General features: G+C 70.0%; 12 protein-coding genes. 7 read left to right on the top strand and 5 right to left on the bottom strand.

All coding sequences use genetic code 11. The features are described 5' to 3' along the window. Positions 1-10: 10 nt before the first annotated feature. Genes GWK16_RS21105 through GWK16_RS21095 form a run of 3 tightly spaced genes read right to left on the bottom strand, consistent with a single transcriptional unit; the run spans position 11 to position 4,642 of the window. Entirely contained in the window at positions 11-1,621 is a 1,611-nt protein-coding gene (locus GWK16_RS21105) for a hydantoinase B/oxoprolinase family protein (RefSeq protein WP_170055950.1), read from the bottom strand. Then, complete coding sequence (locus GWK16_RS21100; RefSeq protein ID WP_170055949.1) at positions 1,618-3,690, bottom strand: hydantoinase/oxoprolinase family protein; 2,073 nt, start codon at positions 3,688-3,690, stop codon at positions 1,618-1,620. Before GWK16_RS21100 ends, GWK16_RS21105 begins: the two co-directional genes overlap by 4 nt. After that, positions 3,683-4,642 (bottom strand): Bug family tripartite tricarboxylate transporter substrate binding protein, encoded by a 960-nt coding sequence (locus GWK16_RS21095; RefSeq protein WP_170055948.1) that lies wholly within the window; start codon positions 4,640-4,642, stop codon positions 3,683-3,685. The genes GWK16_RS21100 and GWK16_RS21095 overlap by 8 nt, the downstream gene beginning before the upstream one ends. Positions 4,643-4,874: 232 nt before the next feature. On the opposite strand from GWK16_RS21095, the gene GWK16_RS21090 reads away from it, so the two are divergent. Genes GWK16_RS21090 through GWK16_RS21060 form a run of 7 tightly spaced genes read left to right on the top strand, consistent with a single transcriptional unit; the run spans position 4,875 to position 12,719 of the window. After that, positions 4,875-5,945: a TRAP transporter substrate-binding protein gene (locus tag GWK16_RS21090; RefSeq protein ID WP_170055947.1), complete on the top strand. Its 1,071-nt coding sequence runs from the start codon at positions 4,875-4,877 to the stop codon at positions 5,943-5,945. Then, complete coding sequence (locus GWK16_RS21085) at positions 5,942-6,586, top strand: TRAP transporter small permease subunit (RefSeq protein ID WP_170055946.1); 645 nt, start codon at positions 5,942-5,944, stop codon at positions 6,584-6,586. Before GWK16_RS21090 ends, GWK16_RS21085 begins: the two co-directional genes overlap by 4 nt. Next, the gene (locus GWK16_RS21080) at positions 6,583-7,947 is read left to right on the top strand and encodes a TRAP transporter large permease subunit (RefSeq protein ID WP_170055945.1); all 1,365 of its coding nucleotides are present in this window, start codon (positions 6,583-6,585) and stop codon (positions 7,945-7,947) included. The genes GWK16_RS21085 and GWK16_RS21080 overlap by 4 nt, the downstream gene beginning before the upstream one ends. Before the next feature lie 21 nt (positions 7,948-7,968). Beyond that, the gene (locus GWK16_RS21075; protein WP_170055944.1) at positions 7,969-10,038 is read left to right on the top strand and encodes a hydantoinase/oxoprolinase family protein; all 2,070 of its coding nucleotides are present in this window, start codon (positions 7,969-7,971) and stop codon (positions 10,036-10,038) included. Beyond that, entirely contained in the window at positions 10,035-11,663 is a 1,629-nt protein-coding gene (locus tag GWK16_RS21070; RefSeq protein WP_170055943.1) for a hydantoinase B/oxoprolinase family protein, read from the top strand. The genes GWK16_RS21075 and GWK16_RS21070 overlap by 4 nt, the downstream gene beginning before the upstream one ends. After that, complete coding sequence (locus GWK16_RS21065; protein WP_338144528.1) at positions 11,660-12,136, top strand: MaoC family dehydratase; 477 nt, start codon at positions 11,660-11,662, stop codon at positions 12,134-12,136. Before GWK16_RS21070 ends, GWK16_RS21065 begins: the two co-directional genes overlap by 4 nt. 49 nt (positions 12,137-12,185) lie before the next feature. Continuing rightward, on the top strand, positions 12,186-12,719 hold the full coding sequence (locus tag GWK16_RS21060; protein WP_168042691.1) for a carboxymuconolactone decarboxylase family protein: 534 nt from the start codon (positions 12,186-12,188) through the stop codon (positions 12,717-12,719). A 3-nt stretch (positions 12,720-12,722) separates the two neighbouring features. Here GWK16_RS21060 and GWK16_RS21055 read toward each other — a convergent pair whose 3' ends face one another. Both GWK16_RS21055 and GWK16_RS21050 read right to left on the bottom strand, forming a co-directional pair. Next, entirely contained in the window at positions 12,723-14,174 is a 1,452-nt protein-coding gene (locus tag GWK16_RS21055) for an N-acyl-D-amino-acid deacylase family protein (protein WP_170055942.1), read from the bottom strand. A 72-nt stretch (positions 14,175-14,246) separates the two neighbouring features. Further along, entirely contained in the window at positions 14,247-15,179 is a 933-nt protein-coding gene (locus GWK16_RS21050) for a Bug family tripartite tricarboxylate transporter substrate binding protein (protein ID WP_170055941.1), read from the bottom strand. Positions 15,180-15,198 lie beyond the last annotated feature (19 nt).

Below are 15,198 nucleotides of genomic sequence, written 5' to 3'. Positions count from 1 at the left end.
CGGAGCGCCGTCACTCTCGCGTGTAGCCGAGGGCACGGTCGCGCGCGGCGACCGCCGGATCGCGCTCGGCCGGGGCGCCATAGCCGCCGCCGCCGGGCATCTCGACCACGATGCGGTCCCCGGCGGGCACGACGTGGAAGCCCTTGGGCTTCAGCTCGCTGCCCGAGGCGAGGGAGAGGCGCCCCGGCGCCCCGTTCGCCCCGCCCGATCGCCCGCGCGCCGGATGCTTCACCCGTTCGAAGGTCGCGAAGATGCCGAAGGCCTCGTCGTCGCGGCGGCCGACCTCGATGACCTGGCCGAGGCCGCCGCGCTGGCGGCCCGCACCACCCGAGCCCTCGCGCAACTCCTTTTTCCAGAAGACGAGCGGCGTGATCGCTTCCGTCACCTCGACCGGCACGTTGCGGACGCCCGAGGGGAAGGGCGTGGCCGACAGCCCGTCGAGGTTCGGCCGCGCCCCTGTCCCGCCCGAGTGGAAGGAGGTGATCATGAAGGCCGGGCCCTTCGGTCCCGTGTATCCGGGGCCCGCGCCGAGCTTCAGGTTCCACAGGTTGGACGTGCCCTCCGCCGGCACGCGCCCCGGGATCGCCTGGTCGAGCGCGCCATAGACCACGTCGGGTAGCATGTGCCCCATGGTCGACCGCGCGGTGACGGGAAAGGGGAAGGGCGCGTTGACGATCGAGCCCTCGGGGGCCGTGACGATCACGGCGTCCAGCGTGCCGGCATTGTTCGGGATCTCGGCGCCGACCACGCATTTTACGCCGAAGGCCGTGTAGGCCTCGGTGTAGCAGAGCGGGCAGTTGATGCCGAAGGGCACGGCGGCCGAGGTGCCATCATAATCCACTGCGATGTGGTCGTCGGCGATGGTGACCGTCGCGTGCAGGTCGATCGGCTCGTTCACGCCATCGATCCGCATGTGGGATTTCCACGTCCCCTTGGGCAGCTTCTGGATCGCCGCGGTCATGCCGGCGCGGGAGCGGCTGATGATGTAGTGGCCGAGCTCATCGAGATCGCCGAGACCGTTCTCGGCCATCATGGCCGACAGGCGCCGCTCGCCCGTCTCGTTGCAGGCCATTAGCGCGAAGACGTCGCCTTCGACCTGCACCGGTTCGCGGACATTGGCGCGGACGATGCGCATGACCGTCTCATCCACCACGCCTTCGCGGGCGAGGGGGATCAGCGGCAGGAACAGCCCTTCGTGGAAGACCTGCTTGCCTTCGGCCGACTGCCCGACGCCGCCGATGTCCACCAGGTGCGTGGTCGAGGAGAAGAGCGCGACGAGCTTGCCGTTATGGAAGGCCGGCGAGGTGACGACCAGGTCGTAGAGATGCCCGGTCCCCTTCCAGGGATCGTTGGTGATGTAGTGGTCGCCGGGCTTCATCGTCTCGACCGGGAATTCCCGGATGAAGTGGACGACGCTGCGCGCCATGGAATTCACGTGGCCCGGCGTGCCCGTCACCGCCTGGGCGAGCATCCGCCCCTCGAGGTCGAAGACGCCGGCGGAGATGTCCCCGGCCTCGCGCGCCGAGGTGGAGAAGGCGGTGCGGACGAGGGTGCGGGCCTGTTCCTCCACCACGGACAGCAGGCGGTTCCACATCACCTGGAAGCGGATGTCGGTGGTCATGCCTGGGCCTCCAGGACGAGCTGGTGGAGCGCGTTGACGCGGGCGGCGAAGCCGCGCGGGACGACGGTGGTGGTGCCGTCCTCGACGATCAGGGCGGGGCCGGGGATGGCCATGCCGGGGGCGAGGGCGGCGCGTTCATGCACGGCAGCGCTGTCCGTCGCGCCGGTGGCGGGGTCGGTGACGTCGCGCCTGCCGCGGGGCGGCGGGGCCTGTTGCGCGGGGGGCGGCAGGGCCGCCTCGGGCAGGGGGCGGGCGGCGGACAGGGAGAGGGCGAAGGTCATCGCCTCGACCTCGAGCCGCGGGATGACGCGGCCGAACAGCGCGGTGTAGGCGGCCTCGAAGCCCGCGCGCAGGAGGGCCGTGTCGGACGGAGTGTAGGCGCGGGCGGGCAGGGCGACGGCGATCTCGTGCCCCTGGCCGCGGTAGCGCATGAAGGCGGTGCGCGTTTCCGTCAGGGCCTCGCTCGGCGCGCCCATGCGGACGACCGCCTCGGCCTCGGCGCGCATCTCGGCGAAGTGGGCGTTCAACGCCTCCGGATCGAAGGCGTCGAGGCGCATGTGACGGCTGCGCACGACTTCATAGGCGATGGGCGCCCGCAGGAAGCCGTGCGCCGAGCCGACGCCGGCGCCGACCGGCACCACCACGCGATCGATGCCGAGCTTCTGCGCGAGCCGCGCGGCATGCAGCGGCGCCGCGCCGCCGAAGGCGATCATGGCGCGGCCGGCGGTGTCCTTGCCATTCTCGACGGCATGGACGCGGGCGGCGTTCGCCATGGTCTCGTCGACGATCTCGGCGATGCCGACGGCACCTTGCAGCGGCGCCATGCCGAGCGGTGTGGCGACGCGGCCGGCGACGGCGGCTGCCGCCTTCGCGGCATCGAGGCCGATGGACCCGCCCGCGAAGCGGGACGGATCGAGCCGCCCGAGCGTCGCGTCGGCGTCGGTCACGGTCGGTTCGGCGCCCCCGCGCCCGTAGCACGCCGGCCCGGGCACGCTGCCCGCGCTGTCCGGCCCGACCAGGATGCGGCCCAACGCATCGACGCGCGCGATGGACCCGCCGCCGGCGCCGATCTCGACCAACTCGATCACCGGGATGCGCACCGGCAGGCCGCTGCCCTGGATGAAGCGATAGGCGCGCGCGACCTCGAAGGAGCGGCTGCGCTGGAAGTCGAGATCGTCGATCAGCGTCAGCTTCGCCGTGGTGCCGCCCATGTCGAAGGCGAGCACCTGCTTCAGCCCGTTTTCCGCCGCGACCGCCTGGGCGAGGATGGCGCCGCCCGCCGGGCCGCTTTCCACCAGGCGCACCGGGAAGCGCTTCGCCGTATCGACCGTGGTGACGCCGCCCGAGGACATCATCAGCAGGAGCGGGCAATCGAGTCCCGCATCCTTCAGCCCGCCTTCGAGCGCGGCGAGATACCGGCCCATCAGCGGCAGGACATAGGCATTGGCGATGGTGGTCGAGGCGCGCTCGTATTCGCGGATCTCGGGTGCGACCTCGCAGGAGATGGTGATCGCCGCGTCCGGCATCTCCTCCGCCACGATCGCCGCGGCGCGGCGTTCATGCACGGGGTTGGTAAAGGAATGCAGGAAGCAGATCGCCACGGCCTGGATGCCGCGAGCCGTCAGCGAACGCGCCGTAGCGCGCAGTGAAGCCTCGTCCAGCGGCAGCAGCAGCGATCCATCCGCGGCAATGCGTTCCTTCACGCCGAGGCGCAGGTCGCGCGGCACCAGGGGCTCGGGTCGTTGCATCGAGAGATCGTACTGCTCGAAGCGATGCTCGTAGGCCATCTCGACGGAATCGCGGAAACCTTCCGTCGTCAGCAGCGCGGTCGGCGCGCCCTTGCGTTCGATCAGCGCATTGGTCGCGAGCGTGGTGCCATGCACCACCAGGCCGATTTCGCCCGGCGCGCAGCCTGCGGCGGCGAGGATGGCCTTCGCCCCGTCGAGCACGGCGCGTTCCGGCGCCTCGGGCGTGGTGAGCAGTTTCATTTCATGCGTGCCGCGCGGCGTCTGCAGCACCAGGTCGGTGAAGGTGCCGCCAATGTCGACGGCCAGGCGTGACTCACCCATCGATACGGATATTCCCTGTTTTCGCCACGCGTTCCCATCGCGCGGAATCGGCGCGCAGGAAGGCATCGTAGTCTGCGAGTTCCATGACGGCCGGGTGCAGCCCGGCATCGTCGAAGCGCGCGACATTCCCCTGGTCGCGCATCACCTTCACCACCGCGGCGTGCAGGAATCGTACGATCTCGGCCGGCATGCCGGGTGGTCCTGCGAGGCCGTACCAGTTCTCGCTCTCATAGCCCGGCACGCCCTCGGCGACCGCCGGGACGTTCGGCAGCAGCGGCCAGCGCTGCGGGGAGGTCACGGCGATCGCCCGCGCGCCGCCGCCATTCACGATGGACAGCGTCGCCGGATCGCCGAAATAGACATCGACCACCTTGGCTGCGAGGTCGTTCAGCGCCGGGCCCGTGCCGCGATAGGGCACGTGGATCATGTTGATCCCCGCCATCTGGTTGAACAACTCGCCGGTCAGGTGCTGGCTGGTGCCGAGCCCGCCCGAGGCGTAGCGCAGCTCCTGCCGCTTTGCGAGGTCGAGGAACTCCTGCAGCGTGTTCGCCGGAAGGTCGGTGCGCACGGCCACGATGAAGGGCATGCGGACCAGGCGGGTGATGTGGGATAGCTGCATCGCCTCGTACGGCAGGCGGCGCAGATGCGGACCGGCGGTGATGGTGCCGGCGCCATCGAGCGAGAGCGTGTAGCCATCGGGCGCGGCGCGGCTCATCGCCTCGACGCCGATCACGCCGCCGGCGCCGCCGCGATTCTCGACGACGACCGTCTGGCCGAGTTCGCGCGACAGCGGATCGGCCAGCAGCCGCGCCGTCAGGTCCACACCGCCGCCCGGCGGAAAGGGGACGATGAGCCGCAGCGGCCGGTTGGGAAATCCGCCCGGCCCCTGCGCCCGCGCGGCGAATGGCAATCCCAGCCCAGCAGCGAGCACTCCGCGGCGGCGAATGATCATGGCGCGCTCCGTTGTCTCGATGGCGAGCATGGTCCAGCACCGGTCGCGGCGAAACCCCCGACATGCTTTCCGTGCGTGCAGCGCATCGCGCAGCTGCTGCGCGCGGACGCATTGTTCGCCGTCGTGCGCTGATTCCCGTGGCATGCCCCCTCGACGCACCGATCGACCCGTGTTCGGATGTGCTCGGGTGGCGGACACGAGATCCGGCCCCCGTCAACAGGAGGAGGTCGCGATGCTGCGACGGATGATCGCCGGGCTTGTCGCCTCGGCTGCTGTGACTCTCCCCGCCATGGCGCAGGCGCCGAGCCTGCCGGCCGGCCCGCAGGTTCGCATCGCCGCGGTGACCCAGCCCCTGCCGACGCAGCCGCAATACACGCGCGTCGACCAACCCATCCTGCGCGACGCGACGGCGCAACGCAGCAACGGCCGCATCCAGGTGACGCTGTCCACCCATGCCGAGCGCAACCTCGCCGGCAACGAGATCGTGCGCCTCGTGCGCTCGGGTCAGGTCGAGATCGGCGCAGGCACGCTGACGACGCTGTCGGGTGACGTGCCGATCCTGGACGGCGTTGATCTCGCGGGCCTCGCGCCCGACATCCGCGATGCGCAGCGCATCGCGGCGGCCATCATCCCGGCCGCGAACCGCGACCTCGAGCGCTTCGGCACGCGGCTCGTCGCTCTCTATCCCTTCCCGGCCCAGGTCGTGTTCTGCCGAGCCGCCTTCACGAGCCTGTCGGACCTGCGCGGCCGGCGCATCCGCACCTTCGGCAATTCGCTGGTGGACTACTTCACCGCGCTCGGCGCACAGCCCGTCAGCATCGGCTTCCCCGAGGTCTATTCCGCCCTCGAGCGCGGGGTCGTGGACTGCGCGATCACCGGGTCGGGTTCGGGCGCCGCGGCGCGCTGGCCGGAAGTGACGACGCATATCTCAAACCTGCCGGTGTCCTGGGCCGTCGCGGGCTATCTCGTGAACCTCGCCTGGTGGAACCGCCTCGATCCGCAGGTGCGGGCCTTCATGGAAGCGACCATGAAGGAAGTCTCGGATGCGCAATGGGCGCTCGGCGCCGCGGCGACGCGGGACGGGATCGACTGCAACATCGGCCGTGCCGCGGAATGCCGTATCCACAACATCGCCGCCCGCCCGATGACCGAGGTCGTCGCCACCGACGCCGACAAGGCGGAGACGCAGCGGATCTTTCGCGAGGTGGTGCTCCCCGGCTGGGTGCGCCGCTGCGGCGCGCGCTGCGGCGAGACCTACAACGAGGTGATCGCGCCCATCTCCGGCGTGCGTTTCGGCGGGTGAGCGGCACCGTCACCCCGTCCCCGGCGCCGCTGCAGGCGGTCCGCGCGCTGCGGCGCGCGGTCGCCGCGGCGGCGCTGCTGATGGCCTACATCGCGGGGTGGGCGTACGTCGTCTGCGCGCTCTTCATCACCTTCGATATCGTTGCACGCTACTTCCTCGGCTTCTCATCCCAGGCGACGGTCGAGGTCACGGGCTACATCCTGGCCGGCGGTATCGCCTGGTCGCTCGGCCACACGCTGTTCCGCCGGGCGCATATCCGCGTCGACGTCTTCGTGAACCGGTTGCCGGTCAGGATACGCGCGCCGTTACATCTCTTCGCGCTTGGCCTGCTGACGGCGCTGTCGGTCCTGATCGTCTGGTCGGCCTGGGAACTGGTGGACGAAAGCGCGCTGTTCGACGCGCATGACAACTCCGCGCTGCGGATCGCCATGGTCTGGCCGCAGGGCATCTGGGCCTTCGGCATCTCGGCCTTCGTGATGTCCTGCCTGGTGCTGATGCTGGAGGCCGCCCTTGCGCTGGCCTGCGGGGAGGGGGCGTCGCTTGACGCCCTGCTCGGCTCCCGCACGCTCGAGGACGAGACGGAGGAAGCGCTCGAGGCTGTGGCCATGGCACATGAGGGCGAGGAGCCTCCGCACCCGTGATCGCCATCGTCTTCCTGCTGGCGCTGCTCGCCATCACCATCTTCGCTGCGGCGACCACCGGCCAGGCACTGCCGGTCGCCGAGATCCTGATGCTGACCGGCGTCTTCGTCGTCTTCTTCGGATCGGGCGTCTACATCGCCGCCGTGCTCGGTGTCCTCGGCGTGCTGACGGGGTTGTTGTTCTCCGATCGGCCGTGGTGGGCCTTCCTGGGACAGACGCTCTGGGCGCCGTCGTCTAACTTCGTGCTCGTCGCCGTGCCGCTCTTCCTGCTGATGGGCGAGATCCTGTTGCGGGCCGGGTTGTCGGATCGGCTGTATCGCGCGCTGAACGTCTGGCTGAACCGGATGCCGGGTGGATTGCTGCACACCAACATCGTCTCCTGCGCGGTGTTCTCGGCGATCTCGGGCTCCTCGGTGGCGACGGCCGCGACCATGGGCTCGGTCGCGCTGCCCTATTTCCAGGACACCAAGTACAGCCAGCGGATGGTGCTCGGCTCGCTCGCCGCCGGCGGGGCGCTCGGCAACCTGATCCCGCCGGGGATCACCTTCATCATCTATGGGCTGATCACCGAGACCTCGGTCGGCGCGCTCTATATCGCGGCGATCGTTCCCTCGGTGCTCGTGACGGGGCTCTTCACCATCGTCATCCTCTGGCATGGCATCCGCAACCCGATGGAGAAGCCCGAGCGCCTGCCACTGGGGGTGAAGATCCGTGCGCTGGCTGACCTGGTGCCGACGCTGCTGCTGATCCTGCTGGTGCTCGGGTCGATCTATGGCGGCTTCGCGACACCGACCGAGGCGGCCGCGCTCGGCGTGGTGGGGGCGGCGGGCTTCGCCGCCATCGAGCGCAAGCTGACCTTCCGCATGCTGAACGCCTCGGCCGAGGCGACGGCGCGCAACACGGCGCTGCTCGGGCTGATCCTGTTCGGGGCCTACCTGCTCAACTACATCCTCACCATCATCAACGTGCCGCAGGCGCTGGCCGGGCTGATCGCCGGGCTGCCGATCCCGCCCTGGGGCATCATGCTCTGCATCATTGCGCTGTATGTCGCGCTCGGGACCTTCATGGAGGGCTTCTCCATGATCATCACCACCGTCCCGGTCGTGTTTCCGATCGTCGTGGCGCTCGGCTACGATCCGATCTGGTTCGGCGTGATCGTGACCATGCTGGTCGAGATCGCCCAGATCAGCCCGCCGGACGGGACGGTGATGTACGTGCTGCAAGGCATGCGGTCCCGACCAGGACCCATCACCGACGTCTTCATCGGCGTGATGCCCTTCCTGGCGGTCTATCTTCTGGCCGTCGCCATCCTCATGATCTTCCCCGGCCTTGCTCTCTGGCTGCCTGCCGTGATGGGCTGAACGAATCCAGGAACGTCCCGCGTGACCAGCACCGACAATGTCCGCCCCGTCCGCATCGCGGTCGATATCGGCGGCACCTTCACCGACCTGCAGATCCTCGATGCCCGCAGTGGCATCGCGCACGCGTGGAAGACGCCGACGACGCCGGAGGATCCGTCCATCGGCCTGATGCGCGGCGTGACCGAGGCCGCGGAACGCTTCGGCTTCGCGCTTGCCGATGTCGGGCTGCTGCTGCACGGCACGACCATCGCGACGAATGCGGTGCTGGAGCGCAAGCTCGCCAAGGGCGTGCTGCTGACCACGGCGGGCTTCGAGGACGTGCTCGAGATCAACCGCCACGTCCGCCGCGACATCTACGGCCTGGCGCCGGAACCCTTCCCGACGCTGATCCCGCGCGACCGGCGCCTCGGGGTGACGGAACGGATGCGCGCGGACGGCACGGCAGAGATCGCGCTGGATGAATCCGCGGTGCCGGCGCTGCTGGACCGCATCGCGGCGCTCGGGGCGGATTGCGTCGCAGTCTCGCTGCTGCATGCCTATGCCAATCCGGCGCATGAGCAGCGCCTCGCCGCGATGCTCCGTGCGGCGCGGCCGGACCTGCCGGTGTCGCTCTCCTCGGACATCTCGCCCGAGATCCGCGAGTACGAGCGCACCTCGACCACCGTCCTGAACACCCTGCTCGTGCCGGTGGTGAAGGCCTATCTCGACCGGCTCGAGGCGCGGCTGGGGGAGGGGGGCTTCCATCCCCTCGTCTTCCTCGTGCAGTCGAATGGCGGGGTGTGCAGCCTGCGCGTCGCTGCGGAACAGCCGGCGCGGCTGCTGCTGTCCGGGCCGTCCGGCGGGACGCTCGCGGCAGGGCGGCTCTCGGCGCTGCTGTCGCGGCCGAACCTGGTCGCTGTCGACATGGGCGGGACCTCCTACGACGTCTCGGTGGTGCAGGACGGGCGCGTCTCTGTCATCACCCAGGGCGAGATCGACCGGCTGCCCGTGCGCCTGCCGATGGTCGAGATGCGCACCATCGGCGCTGGCGGCGGATCCATCGCCGCGGTCGATGCCGGCGGGCGGCTCACGGTCGGCCCGCGCAGCGCCGGCGCCCGGCCCGGACCCGTTGCCTATGGCCGCGGCGGCACGGAACCGACGGTGACCGACGCCAACCTGGCGCTAGGGCGCCTCGATCCGGACTTCTTCCTCGGCGGCATGATGAAGCTCGACATGCCGGCGACGCGCGCGGCGCTGGAGGCGAAGGTGGGGGGCCCGCTGCGCCTCGGCGTGGAGGAAGCGGCTGAAGGCATCCTGACGGTCGTCAACGCCAATCTCGGCGCCGCGATCCGCCTGTCGCTGTTCGAGAAGGGCCTCGATCCGCGCGACTTCTGCCTGCTCTCCTTCGGCGGTGCCGGTGGACTTCATGCGACGGACGTGGCCGCCGAGCTCGGGATGAAGGAGGTCGCCTTCCCGCGCGAGCCTGGAACGCTCTCGGCCTATGGCATCCTGTTTTCGGACCTGACGCAGGACATCGCACGGTCGCGCGTGATGCGCGCCGAACCGGCGAACCTGCCGCAGGTCATCGAGGTGATCGCTGCGCTCCGGGCCGAAGCCGATGCGCGCCTCGCTGCGGACGGTATCCCGCCGGAACGCCGCCGCGTCTCGATCGCGGCGGACATGCGCTACCACGGCCAGGCCTTCGAACTGCTGATCCCCTGGGGCGAGGTCGCAACCCCCGACGCCGGCGACCTCGCCGCGCTGGTGGAGGCCTTCCACGCCACGCACCGCCAGCGCTTCTCCTACGCCAACCCCGGCGATCCGGTGGAGATCGTGACAATCCGCGCCATCGCGACCGGCCTGCTGGACAAGCCCGAACCAGGCGACCCGCCACCCGCCGAGCGGCCTGCGCGCAAGGGCATGCGCCGCGCCTTCGAAGGCGGCGCCTGGCGCGACATCCCGGTCTGGGACCGCGAGGCGCTCACCTTCACCGACACGATCGAGGGCCCCGCGGTGGTCGAGGAAGCCTTCGCCACCCACTGGATCGCGCGCGGCTGGACGGCGGAACTTGGCGCCGCGGGCACGTTGATCGCGCGGAGGGACACGCCATGACGCTCGGCCCGATCGAGATCGAGGTCATCCGCAACGCGCTGACCGCCGCGGCCGCCGAGATGGACATCACCATCTGGCGCACCAGCCGTTCCACCATCGTGCGGGAACTGCTCGACTACTCCACCGCCGTCTTCGACGCCGAGGGCAACAACGTCGCGCAGTCGGCGCGCATCCCGCAGCACCTCAATTCGATGGGTGCCGCGCTACGGACCCTGCTCGACCGCTTCGTCAACGCCGAGGAATGGGGCGAGAACGACGTCGTCGCGACCAACGATCCCTATTGCGGCGCGCAGCACCTGAACGACGTGCTGGTCTTCAAGCCGGTGATGCATGAAGGCAAGCGCGTCGCCTATGTCGGCGCGTTGTGCCATCACATCGACATGGGCGGCATGGCGCCGGGCTCCTACGCCGCCACGGCGACCGAGGTCTTCCAGGAAGGCATCCGCATCCCGCCGCTGAAGCTGATCGAGGAAGGGCGGCTCAACCGCGCGGTCTGGGAGATGATCGGCCAGAACGTGCGCAAGCCTGCGCTGATGCTGGGCGACCTGCAGTCGCAGTTGGCGAGCCTCGAGGTCGGCGCGGCCTCGATCCGCCGTCTCGCGCAGCGCTACGGCGCCGAGGGGCTGCTGGAGGCAACCGCCCGCATCCTCGACATGAGCGAAGCGGCGATGCGCGCCGCCATCCGTGCGATGCCCGATGGTCGCTACGCGTTCGAGGACTTCCTCGACGAGGACGGTGTCACCGGCGAGCCCGTGCGACTGCACGCCGTGCTGACCGTGACGGGCGAGGAGATCGAGGTCGACCTCACCGGCTGCGCCGACCAGCAGCGCGGGCCGATCAACTGCACGCCGGCCATGTCGAACTGCGCGGTCTACTATTCGATCATCGCCGCGACCGATGGCGCCATGCCGGCCAATGCCGGCTGCTACCGGCCGATCCGGATCATCCATCGGGACGGCAGCGTGACCTCCTGCCGCGCGCCCGCTTCGGTCGCGCATCGCGTGGCGGTGTCGCACCGGCTGGCGAACGTCATGTTCGGCTGCCTGCACCAGGCGCTGCCCGACCGCATGCCCGCGGCCTATTACGGCGGCTCCTACGTCGCGACCTTCCAGACCGAAGCCGAGGATGGCGGGCGCGAGGTGCTGGTCGAGATCGAGATCGGTGGCACCGGCGCCAATCCCGCGAAGGACGGCGTCAATGCGTGGTCCTTCGGCATGCACAACAATGCCAACATCCCGGTCGAGATGATCGAGAGCCAGATGCCGCTCACCATCACGCGCTACGGCTTGCTGCCGGGCTCGGGCGGGGCGGGGAAGCATCGGGGCGGCCTCGGGCTGTTCCGCGAATGGCGGCTCGACAGCCCCGCCGGCGTCTTCACCGCCAACATGGATCGCTTCCGCTTCCCGCCCTACGGCCTCGCGGGCGGCAGGCCGGGCAGTCTCGGGCGGCTGGTGCGGATCCGCGACGGCGCGGAGACGCCCATCGCGCCGAAATCGGACGGCGTCCGCCTGCTGAAGGGCGACATCGTGCGCCTCGAGACCTCGGGCGGCGGCGGCTTCGGCGATCCGGCAGCGCGCGACCCGGCCGAGGTCGCCCACGACCGCACACTCGGCTACGTGTCGTGACCTTCGACCCGGCCGCACACCGCATGGTGCCGCAGCAGCGCTGGTTCGAGGATTTCGCCCTCGGCGAGCGCTTCGTCCTGCCCAGCCGGACGATGACGGAGGCGATCTTCCTCGCCTTCCAGGCGGCCTCGGGCGACAACCACCCGGTTCATTACGACGTGGAGTACTGCCGGGCGCGGGGCATGCCGCACATGCTCGCCCATGGCTACCAGGTCGTGATCCAGACCGCGGCCGGGGCGGGCATGTTCCCGCATATGGTGGAGGAGAGCCTCAAGGGCTTCCTCGAGCAGTCCTCCCGCTTCCTCCATCCGGTCTTCGTCGGCGACACGCTTTATGCGGCGCTCGAGGTGGATGAGGTCACGCCGCAGCGGACCACGGGCGTCCTCGGCCTGCGCAGCACGGTACACAACCAGAAGGGCGTGCTGGTGATGGAAGGCCGCCAACGCTACCTGCTGCGCCGCCGTCCGGCCTGACTTCACGGGGCGAGACCCTCGCGCCACACTCGGCGCGACGGAGGAAACCATGGCCCGCATTCCCTACGCCGATCCCGCCCTGCCCGAGCACCGGGAGGCGGCGGAGACGATCCGCGCCTCGCGCAAGAAGATCGGCCACCTGCACCGCATGCTGCTGCACGCCCCGCCGATCGCGCAGGGTTGGATCACCATGTTCGACGCCGTTCGCTGGAAGTCGACGCTGCCGGGCAAGATCCGCGAACTCGTCATGTGTCGCGTCGCGGCGATCAACGACGCGCCCTATGAGTGGGAGGCGCATGCGCCGCTCGCCCTGCAGGAAGGCGCGACCCAGGCGCAGCTCGATGCGCTGCGCGACTGGGAAGGCAGCGACGTGTTCGACGCGGCCGAACGCGCCGCGCTCGCCTATTGCGACGCGATGACGCGGAAGGTCCATGTGCCGGACGACGTCGCCCGCGCGGTGCGCGACCTGTTCCCGCCGCGCCAGCTGGTCGAGCTGACCGTGACGATCGCCGGCTACAACTGCGTCTCCCGCGTGCTGGAGGCGCTGGAGATCAAGGGCAGCGACCCGCTGCCCGACGCCTGAGCCTCAGGCCGCGCGGCGCAGCAGCCGCCCCGCCCGCGCGCCGGTCACGCCGGCGCCGTGGACATATGCGCTCTGCCCGTTCACCCAGGTTTCGAGGATCCCGTCCGCGGGCTGGACGGGATCCTCCCAGGTGGAGCGGTCCTTCACCGTGGCGGCATCCAGCAGCACGAGGTCGGCGAAGGCGCCGGGCGCGATGGTGCCGCGATCGGCGATGCCGAAGACCATCGCCGTGCGTCCCGTCATCTTGTGGATCGCGGTCTCGAGATCCATCAGGCCGATTTTGCGTACGTAGTGCCCGAGCACGCGCGGGAAGGTCCCCCACAGCCGGGGGTGCGGCTTCTTCGCGAGCGGCCCGCCATCGCTGCCGATCATCGACAGCGGATGCGCCATGATGCGGCGGACATCCGCCTCGCTCATGTTGTGGAAGACGCCGGAGGCTGGCAGCAGCCGGTCGCGGGCCTCGATCAGGCTGACATCCCATTCCGCGGCGATGTCGGCGAGCATCCGCCCGGTCATCTCCGGATGGGGCAGGGAGTTCGTCACCTGCACCGGGACGTCCGGTCGCGGATCGCGCGCAGCGAGGGAGGTGGAACTCGCCGTGTAGGGATAGACGTCGAAGGCGACGGGATGGCGCGTGGCGGCCTGCGCGATCATCGGCAGCGTCTCGCGCGACCGGCCGTGGTTCTCGGGCTGGGCGCATTTGTGGTGGCTGATGACGACGGGGGCGCCGACCGTCTCGCCGATGCGCAGCGTCTCGGCGATGCTGTCGAGCACGCCATTCGCCTCGTCGCGCATATGCGTGACGTAGAGGCCGCGCTGGGCGCGCAGCGCCTCTGCGATGGCGATGACTTCCTCGGTCGGCGCGTGCTTCGATGGGGGATAGAACAGGCCGGTCGAGAAGCCGGCCGCACCCTCGGCCAGGCTCTCGGCGAGCAGGGCGCGCATCCGCTCCGCCTCACCATCGGTCGCGGCGCGCTGGGTATCGCCCTCCATGACGCCGACGCGCAGCGACATGTGGCCGATCAGCGCCAGCGCGTTCACGGCCGGCGGTTCGCGCCGCAGGTGGTCGGCGTATTCCCCGAAGGATCCGAACGTCCACCATTCCGGGGCGCAGACCTGGTCGAGCGGCGCCGGCGGGCGCGACGCCATGCGCATGGGCGAGAGGCTGATGCCGCAATTGCCCACCACGACGCTGGTGACGCCCTGCGACAGCTTGCAGCACATGCATTCCGCGCCCTGCAGGACGATCTGGTCGTCATGCGTGTGCGCGTCGATGAAGCCGGGGGCGAGGACACGTCCGCCGGCCATCACCTCCCGTGCGCCGCTCGCGCCGCCGAGGTCACCGACTGCGGCGATGCGCTCGCCCTCGACCGCGACATCCCCGCGGAACCCCGGTCGGCCGGAGCCGTCGACGATCGTCGCATCACGGATGATGAGGTCGCAGCGGAGCGCCATGCGCCGATCTCCTGTCACGGTCGGCGCGCAGCATGCAGCAGCGCTTGGGGGGCGGGAAGCGCGCCCCGGTGGCTACTCGGCCGAGCGCAGTCCGGCGGCCTCAATCAGCGCGCGGAACTTCTCGCTCTCGGCATTCGAGAAGGCCGCGAAGTCGGCGCGATTCCGATACAGGATCGGTTGCGCCACGCGGTTCATGCCCGCGACGACCTCGGCGTTGCGCATGGTGCGGTCGCAGGCCGCTTCCAGCCGCGCCATGACCGGTTCCGGCGTGCCGGCGGGCGCGTAGAGTCCGGACCAGATCGTGTAGACCAGGTCGTAGCCCTGTTCGCGCATGGTCGGCACGTTGGGGAATTCGGGGTTGCGGCGCTCGGTCAGGAAGGCGATCGGGTGCAGGTCGTATTGCCGGATCAGCAGCGTCTGGTCGGTGAATAGCTGCACCTGGCCCTGCTGGAAGGCGAGCATCACCTCGCCCGAGCCGCGATAGGGGATGTGGTTCATCTCGATGTTCGCAAGCCGCATGAGCGCGACGTTCGAGATGTGCGGGATGCTGCCCGCCCCGGTCGAGGCGAAGGGAAATCCCGTGCCCTGCGCCCGAGCCCGCGCGACCACATCGGCGACCGTGCGCAGCCCGGAGGTCTTGGGCGTCATCATCACCACGGGGCTGTCGGCGACCTGGCAGATCGCGGCGAAGTTCTCGAGGCCGTAGGACAGTCCGCGCCGGAAATGCGGCTGGATCGCCATCGGACCGACCGGAGAGAACAGGATGGTCTGCCCGTCCGGCCTGGCGCGGGCGGCTTCCGCCGTGCCGATCGTGCCGCCGGCGCCGGTGACGTTGCGCACCACCACGGGCTGGCCGAGGGCGGCGGCCATTTCGTTCTGCATCAGCCGTCCGACGATGTCGGTCGGGCCGCCGGCCGCGAAGTTCACGATCATCTGCACCTGCGCGGTCGCGGGCAGGGCAGGCAGCACCCATGCCGCGACGAGCGCGGCCAGCATCTTCCTCATGCGTTCCCTCCTGCCTGCT

It is taken from the genome of Neoroseomonas marina (genome assembly GCF_012927745.1).
Taxonomy (GTDB): Bacteria; Pseudomonadota; Alphaproteobacteria; order Acetobacterales; family Acetobacteraceae; genus Neoroseomonas; species Neoroseomonas marina.
The sequence above is the reverse complement of the archived record's forward strand: the minus strand, read 5'-3'. Positions and strand labels throughout refer to the sequence as shown.